Origin of the sequence: Staphylococcus argensis (assembly GCF_002902305.1) — a bacterium.
Lineage (GTDB): Bacteria > Bacillota > Bacilli > Staphylococcales > Staphylococcaceae > Staphylococcus > Staphylococcus argensis.
The window spans coordinates 431,591-437,988 of the sequence record NZ_PPPX01000016.1 but is presented as its reverse complement, the minus strand read 5'-3'; the positions used below and the strand labels follow the sequence as shown (position 1 = coordinate 437,988).

General features: G+C 42.0%; 5 protein-coding genes. All 5 read right to left on the bottom strand.

What is annotated here, in order from left to right; all coding sequences use genetic code 11:
* Window positions 1-199: 199 nt before the first annotated feature.
* The 5 genes from CD039_RS10895 to mnmE all read right to left on the bottom strand — a co-directional run bounded on the left by CD039_RS10895 (window position 200) and on the right by mnmE (window position 6,316).
* Complete coding sequence (locus CD039_RS10895) at window positions 200-1,174, bottom strand: SMP-30/gluconolactonase/LRE family protein (protein WP_103372334.1); 975 nt, start codon at window positions 1,172-1,174, stop codon at window positions 200-202.
* A gap of 273 nt (window positions 1,175-1,447) precedes the next feature.
* Window positions 1,448-2,287 (bottom strand): nucleoid occlusion protein, encoded by an 840-nt coding sequence (gene noc, locus CD039_RS10890; RefSeq protein WP_103372333.1) that lies wholly within the window; start codon window positions 2,285-2,287, stop codon window positions 1,448-1,450.
* Window positions 2,288-2,325: 38 nt separating this feature from the next.
* Window positions 2,326-3,042 (bottom strand): 16S rRNA (guanine(527)-N(7))-methyltransferase RsmG, encoded by a 717-nt coding sequence (rsmG, locus tag CD039_RS10885; RefSeq protein WP_103372332.1) that lies wholly within the window; start codon window positions 3,040-3,042, stop codon window positions 2,326-2,328.
* Between the two features lies 1 nt (window position 3,043).
* Complete coding sequence (mnmG, locus tag CD039_RS10880; RefSeq protein ID WP_103372331.1) at window positions 3,044-4,921, bottom strand: tRNA uridine-5-carboxymethylaminomethyl(34) synthesis enzyme MnmG; 1,878 nt, start codon at window positions 4,919-4,921, stop codon at window positions 3,044-3,046.
* A 15-nt stretch (window positions 4,922-4,936) separates the two neighbouring features.
* Window positions 4,937-6,316 (bottom strand): tRNA uridine-5-carboxymethylaminomethyl(34) synthesis GTPase MnmE, encoded by a 1,380-nt coding sequence (mnmE, locus tag CD039_RS10875; RefSeq protein ID WP_103372415.1) that lies wholly within the window; start codon window positions 6,314-6,316, stop codon window positions 4,937-4,939.
* Between the last annotated feature and the right edge of the window lie 82 nt (window positions 6,317-6,398).

The following is a 6,398-nucleotide window of genomic DNA, read 5'->3' as shown; positions in this document are numbered from 1 at the left end:
TCAAAGAGCTCGAAGAATGGATTTTCGTTGTGGTCTAGATCCATCAAGCGTCTCAAGTCACCATTGAAAATCTACTCATAATTAGTTATAGACGTGATTTTCATTCACTTCATATGTTGTTCTCCTTTTATATCCACACTCAATCTTAAAACATTTGCGCTATCAATCTCGCAAACGCCCCACTTTTACCTACTACGACTTAATGAAACTGATAGCTGTTGTGACCTTTAGCGAATCCACGCGCCGTAAAGAGCCATGAAGCACCGTCATTATCCATATCATTTGAACAAATAATCAATTGATTTGTGCCTGGGATGAAAGCAGGGTGTGTAGAACGTAGCATATGCCCTTTCTCTCTACCAGGAAGTAAGATTTGGCCAATCGGATGACCATATTTGTTAAATACGAGCACACGACCTTGACCATACATCGCGACATAAAGGTTGTCGTCGCTATCGATACAGCAAGAGTCCGGACCTTCGTGACCCGTGAAGTAATACGGAATCTTCGCACCAAATGGCGCAATCGTCTTGCCGTCTTCTAAAAGTTCGATACGGTGTAAACGGTTCGCATTCGTTTCAGTCACCCATAAGATACGTTCGTCTGTGCTCAACGCGACGCCGTTTGCTACAGCGATATTCTGAATGATCGGCGTCACTGTCTGATAATCTGGATCCACATAGTAAACGCCGCCAAGTGGGTTCGTAGAATAGCCGCGGAAGTCTGTGAAATAGAAGCCGCCTTTGCTATCAAATACTAAATCATCGACGCAATATTCGGTGTTAATTTCAGAAATGATTTCTTCTAACGCTGAGCCATCTGTCTGAGTCGCTACGATGCTTCCGGAATCTTTAAAGTCCCCTAAACATGATAAGAATAAGCGTCCATCTTTGTGAATTTTAACAGAAGCTGGATTTTCTTTTTCAGAAATAAAGACGTGCTCAACTTCTTTCTCAGGTAGCGTCACTTTGAAGATTTTGCCACCAAAGACCTCGCATAAGAACAAGTTATGTTCTCTATCGAAGCAAAGTCCCTCTAGTTGCAAACCTTCATCTGAAATCTTGACCCACGGCTCTGCAGTAACAGTTTGGATTCCTTTCTCATGTGCGAGTAGCGGAACCGCATGTGTCGCATCACCTTCGTACTTTAATGTCGGTAAATCACGTTGTGCCATCTCAATTCCTCCCTTAATCATTAATGTAATTGCTTTAAATCTATCACATCCAGTGGCTGAGATGCATGCCAAAGGGTAGTTATTGAGTAAAATGTGAGTACTTTGATCCACCTTTGTGGATAGGATAATTTGTGCGCTCTCTCTGTTTGACGTGAAACATTGATTTGCGATCAGCGATAATTTCACTTATCTCTGATGATGTCACTTCCAACCTAAAAAAGAAGCACCCTTACAAGTTGAATTTAACTTGCTACGGCACCACTACACGCTCATTTATCGTTTGTATAATTTAATCTTAATTTCGTAATAATCGTCCGTCTCTCTATTCTGACGTTCCACGTGCACACCACTATCTTCAATGTGGGCGATACTTTCTCCGACCTTCTCTTTAGCCTGTGTTAAATCTTTCGTGAAACCGAACGTTTGCGCTTTAACTTTTTCAGGAGCAGTAAAGTTCTTCACGCGCGCTTCTGTTTGTTTCACATTTAACTTCTGAGCAATAATCAATTCAAGAAGCGATTCTTGTTCATCGTGCGATAAGCTCAATAATGCGCGGGCGTGACGTTCTGTAATCTTGCCTTCACGCAATTTCGTAAGCACTTTGGGAGCAAGTTTGAGTAAGCGTAACTTATTCGCGATAAAGCTTTGACTTTTACCGACACTCTTCGCGAGTTCACCTTGCGTCGTATCACCAATATCTAACAACTTCTTGTAAGCTTCAGCTTCTTCAACCACTGACAAGTTCTCACGCTGAATGTTCTCAATGAGCGCCACCACAGCTGTTTCCTCATCGTTGAGTTGGCGAATAATTACATCGGCGTATTTATAATGGAGAGAAGACAACGCACGAAAGCGACGTTCTCCTGCAATGATTTCGTACATGCCTTCTTCAATTGGTCTGACAACTATAGGCTGTAACAAGCCATGTTCTTCGATCGATTCGGCAAGTTCGCTAATCTTTGCAGGTTCGAAGATTTGTCTAGGCTGATAACGATTGGGAACAATACGTTCGATTGGCACCGCTTCAACCTGACTATTCTTATCTTCCTCTATATCATTCATGATTTCATCTTTATTTTTTAAACCAAATAACTTAGAAAAAGGTTTCTTCATTACTCTGCGCTCCCTCTAAATGATTTGTTCCGTGCTTATTATTCAACTAAAGGAGATTTATTCGGCTTACCTGGTTTGCGTGGATATTTCTTCGGCGTCTTGCTTCTCTTTTCAATCATCACCATTTCTCGTTTACCCGCTTCTTCAGGTAACTCAAATGTTTCGAGTGATACGAACTTACCGCCTAGGATACCTATGGCGAAACGCGCATCTTCAAGTTCTTCTTCCGCTTTAGATGCTTTCATTGCGATGAATTTACCACCTTTTTTCACTAAAGGTAAGCACAATTCACTCAATACGGATAAACGCGCAACGGCACGTGCGGTCACGATATCGTAAGACTCCCGGTAGTCTCCCTTACCGTAAGATTCGGCTCTATCATGTACAAAACTGACACCTGTGAGACCTAGCTGATCCGCAAGTTGATTGAGAAATTGAATACGTTTATTCAATGAATCCACGATTGTCACTTTCAGCTCAGGGAAGACGATTTTCAATGGGATGCTTGGGAATCCTGCGCCTGCTCCAACATCGCAAATCGTTAATGGTTGATTGAAATCTTCAAAGAAACTCGGTGAAATCGAGTCATAGAAGTGCTTCAAATACACTTCTGACTCTTCAGTGATACTCGTCAAATTCATCTTCTCATTCCATTCAACGAGCATCTCATAATACTGCTTAAATTGGTCTTGTTGCTGTTCAGTTAACTCAATATCATGTTCTTTCAAAGCTCGTGTTAGCCATTCTACACTCATGTTATTGATTCACCCTCTGAATATGTCCTTGTTCAAGATAAACGAGCAGGATAGAGATGTCAGCTGGGTTGACACCTGCGATACGAGAAGCTTGAGCAATGTTAAGCGGCTTCACTTCTGCCAACTTCTCACGTGCTTCTGAAGCAAGACTATCCACTTTACTGTAGTCGAGATCTTCAGGGATCTTCTTCGCTTCCATTCGTTTAACTTTTTCCACTTGTTGTAGTGATTTATTGATATAACCTTCATATTTCGTTTGAATTTCAACTTGTTCTTCTACTTCTGCTGGTAGTCGATGTTCTTCCTCTAACATCTCTAAGATAATATCGTAAGACATTTCTGGACGACGAAGTAAATCGATCGCAAGCACGCCATCTTTCAACTTAGAGCCACCGTGCGCTTCAATAATTTCTTGAACACGTTCTTTCGGCTTAATACGGATTTGACCTAAACGCGCTTGTTCTTCTTTAATCATTTCACGTTTTTCATTAAAACGTTGGTAGCGTTCATCTGAAATAAGACCCAGTTCGTGACCGAGATCTGTTAAACGTAAATCGGCATTATCGTGACGTAATAACAGACGGTATTCCGCTCTAGAAGTTAACAAGCGGTACGGTTCGTTCGTACCTTTCGTCACGAGGTCATCGATAAGTACGCCAATGTAAGCATCAGAACGACTTAAGATCTTCTCATCTTGACCTAAGACACGTCCTGCCGCATTGATACCTGCCATGATACCTTGTCCGGCCGCTTCTTCATAACCAGATGTACCGTTGATTTGGCCAGCTGTGTAGAGATTCTTAATCTTCTTCGTCTCTAACGTCGGCCATAGTTGCGTAGGCACAATCGCATCATACTCGATCGCATAACCCGCACGCATCATATCTGAATGCTCAAGCCCTGGAATCGTTGTAAGCATTTGACGTTGCACATCTTCTGGCAAGCTTGTAGATAAACCTTGCACGTAAACTTCATTCGTAGAACGTCCTTCAGGTTCTAAGAATAACTGATGGCGTGGTTTATCATTAAAACGCACAAACTTGTCTTCAATAGATGGGCAATAACGTGGACCTGTACCTTTAATCATACCTGAATACATCGGTGATAAGTGTAAGTTATCATCAATGACTTTATGCGTATCGCCATTCGTATAAGTAAGCCAACATGGAAGTTGGTCTAAAATATATTCCGTCGTTTCATAACTGAAAGCACGACCTACATCGTCACCCGGTTGAATTTCTGTCTCATCGTAATCAATCGTTTTGGAATTTACACGTGGCGGTGTACCCGTCTTGAATCTTACTGTTTCGAAGCCAAGATCTCTTAAGTTATCTGCAAGTGAAACGGATGGTAATTGATGGTTCGGACCACTAGAATATTTCACTTCACCTAAGATGATTTCACCACGTAAGAATGTACCTGTCGTAATGACTACAGCTTGTGCTAAATATTCTGTACCGATGTTTGTACGTACCCCTTTAATTTCGTCATCTTCAACAATGAGGTCGTCTACCATGCCTTGCATTACTGTGAGATTATCTTGATCTTCAAGGACACGCTTCATTTCTTGTTGATAAAGTACTTTGTCTGCTTGTGCACGCAATGCTCGCACAGCTGGACCCTTTCCTGTATTGAGCATACGCATTTGAATGTGCGTACGGTCAATCGTCTTAGCCATTTGACCACCTAAGGCATCGAGTTCACGTACGACAATCCCTTTCGCTGGTCCCCCTACGGATGGGTTACAAGGCATAAAACCAATGTTGTCTAAGTTAATTGTTAACATGAGTGTCTTTGCGCCGCGTCTTGCTGAAGCTAGGCCGGCTTCAATACCTGCGTGGCCTGCTCCAATGACCACGACATCATAATGTTGCGCCATCTTGATACCTCCTTTTTATTTACCGAGACAGAATTGACTAAAGAGTTGATCGATGAGTTCGTCACTTGCAGATTCGCCGATGACTTCGCCTAAGATTTCCCAAGTGCGTGTTAAATCGATTTGTACCATGTCCATCGGCACCCCCGCTTCTGCTGCATCAATCGCATCTTGAATTGCATTACTAGCTTGTTTAATGAGTGAGATGTGTCGTGAATTAGAGAGATACGTCATATCTTGATTTTGAACCTCTCCACCGAAGAATAAATCACGAATTTGCATCTCTAACTCATCTATACCTTCTTGTTTCAACATAGATGTTTCGATGAGCGGTAATTCGCCTACCATTTCTCTCACTTCATCTAAATCTAATTGCTGTTCTAAGTCCATTTTATTCACAATTACAATAGCATCTTCGTTCTTAATCACTTCGTAAAGTTGACGATCCTCTTCAGACAGAGGCTCATTGTAGTTGAGCACAAACAGAATCAAATCTGCTTCACTTAGTGCTTTCCGTGAACGCTCAACACCGATACGTTCTACAATATCTTCCGTATCACGTATACCGGCTGTATCAACGAGACGTAGAGGTACGCCTCTGACGTTGACATATTCCTCTAGCGTATCACGTGTCGTACCTGCTACTTCAGTAACTATCGCTTTATTGTCTTGAATCAAGTTATTTAACATAGATGACTTACCGACATTCGGTTTACCTACGATGACTGTCGAGAGACCTTCACGCATAATCTTCCCTTGCGTACTCGTTTGAAGTAGCTGATCGAGTTGCGACTGAATCTCTTTCGATTTCTCTAATAGATATTCAGTCGTTGCATCGCCTGCATCATCGTATTCCGGATAGTCGATATTGACCTCTACTTGAGCAAGGATTTCGAGAATAGATTGGCGCTGGCGCTTAATCATATCACTGAGGCGACCTTCAAGTTGATTCATTGCCACTTTAGAGGCGCGATCAGTCTTAGAACGGATAAAGTCCATAACCGCTTCAGCTTGTGACAAATCGATACGACCATTTAAGAACGCACGTTTCGTGTATTCTCCCGGTTCAGCCATACGCGCACCATATGTCATTGTGAGTTCCAACACACGGTTAATCGTTAATATTCCACCGTGGCAGTTAATTTCGACGATATCTTCTCGTGTAAAAGTCTTCGGTGCTCTCAAGACTGAAACCATGACTTCTTCTACTACTTCTTGCGTTTCTGGATCTATGATATGTCCATAGTTAATCGTATGAGAATCCACATCCTCAAGTCGATGCTTTCCTTTATATAATTGATCTACTATCGGAATCGCGTCATTCCCTGATAGACGAACGATACCTATTGCGCCCTCTCCCATTGGAGTAGAAATACTCGTTATCGTATCCAGGTCCATCATCTTTCTCGCCTCCTTGTCAGACAAAATTTCATTATAGTATTGTAGTGACTTTACTTACAAAATGCGAATAACTTGTTTA

What these genes read in the sequence shown, in the direction of transcription:
- CD039_RS10895 (WP_103372334.1), bottom strand. Translation starts at nt 1,174, where the DNA reads ATGGCACAACGTGATTTACCGACATTAAAGTACGAAGGTGATGCGACA.
- rsmG (WP_103372332.1), bottom strand. Translation starts at nt 3,042, where the DNA reads ATGAGTGTAGAATGGCTAACACGAGCTTTGAAAGAACATGATATTGAG.
- mnmE (WP_103372415.1), bottom strand. Translation starts at nt 6,316, where the DNA reads ATGGACCTGGATACGATAACGAGTATTTCTACTCCAATGGGAGAGGGC.
- mnmG (WP_103372331.1), bottom strand. Translation starts at nt 4,921, where the DNA reads ATGGCGCAACATTATGATGTCGTGGTCATTGGAGCAGGCCACGCAGGT.
- noc (WP_103372333.1), bottom strand. Translation starts at nt 2,287, where the DNA reads ATGAAGAAACCTTTTTCTAAGTTATTTGGTTTAAAAAATAAAGATGAA.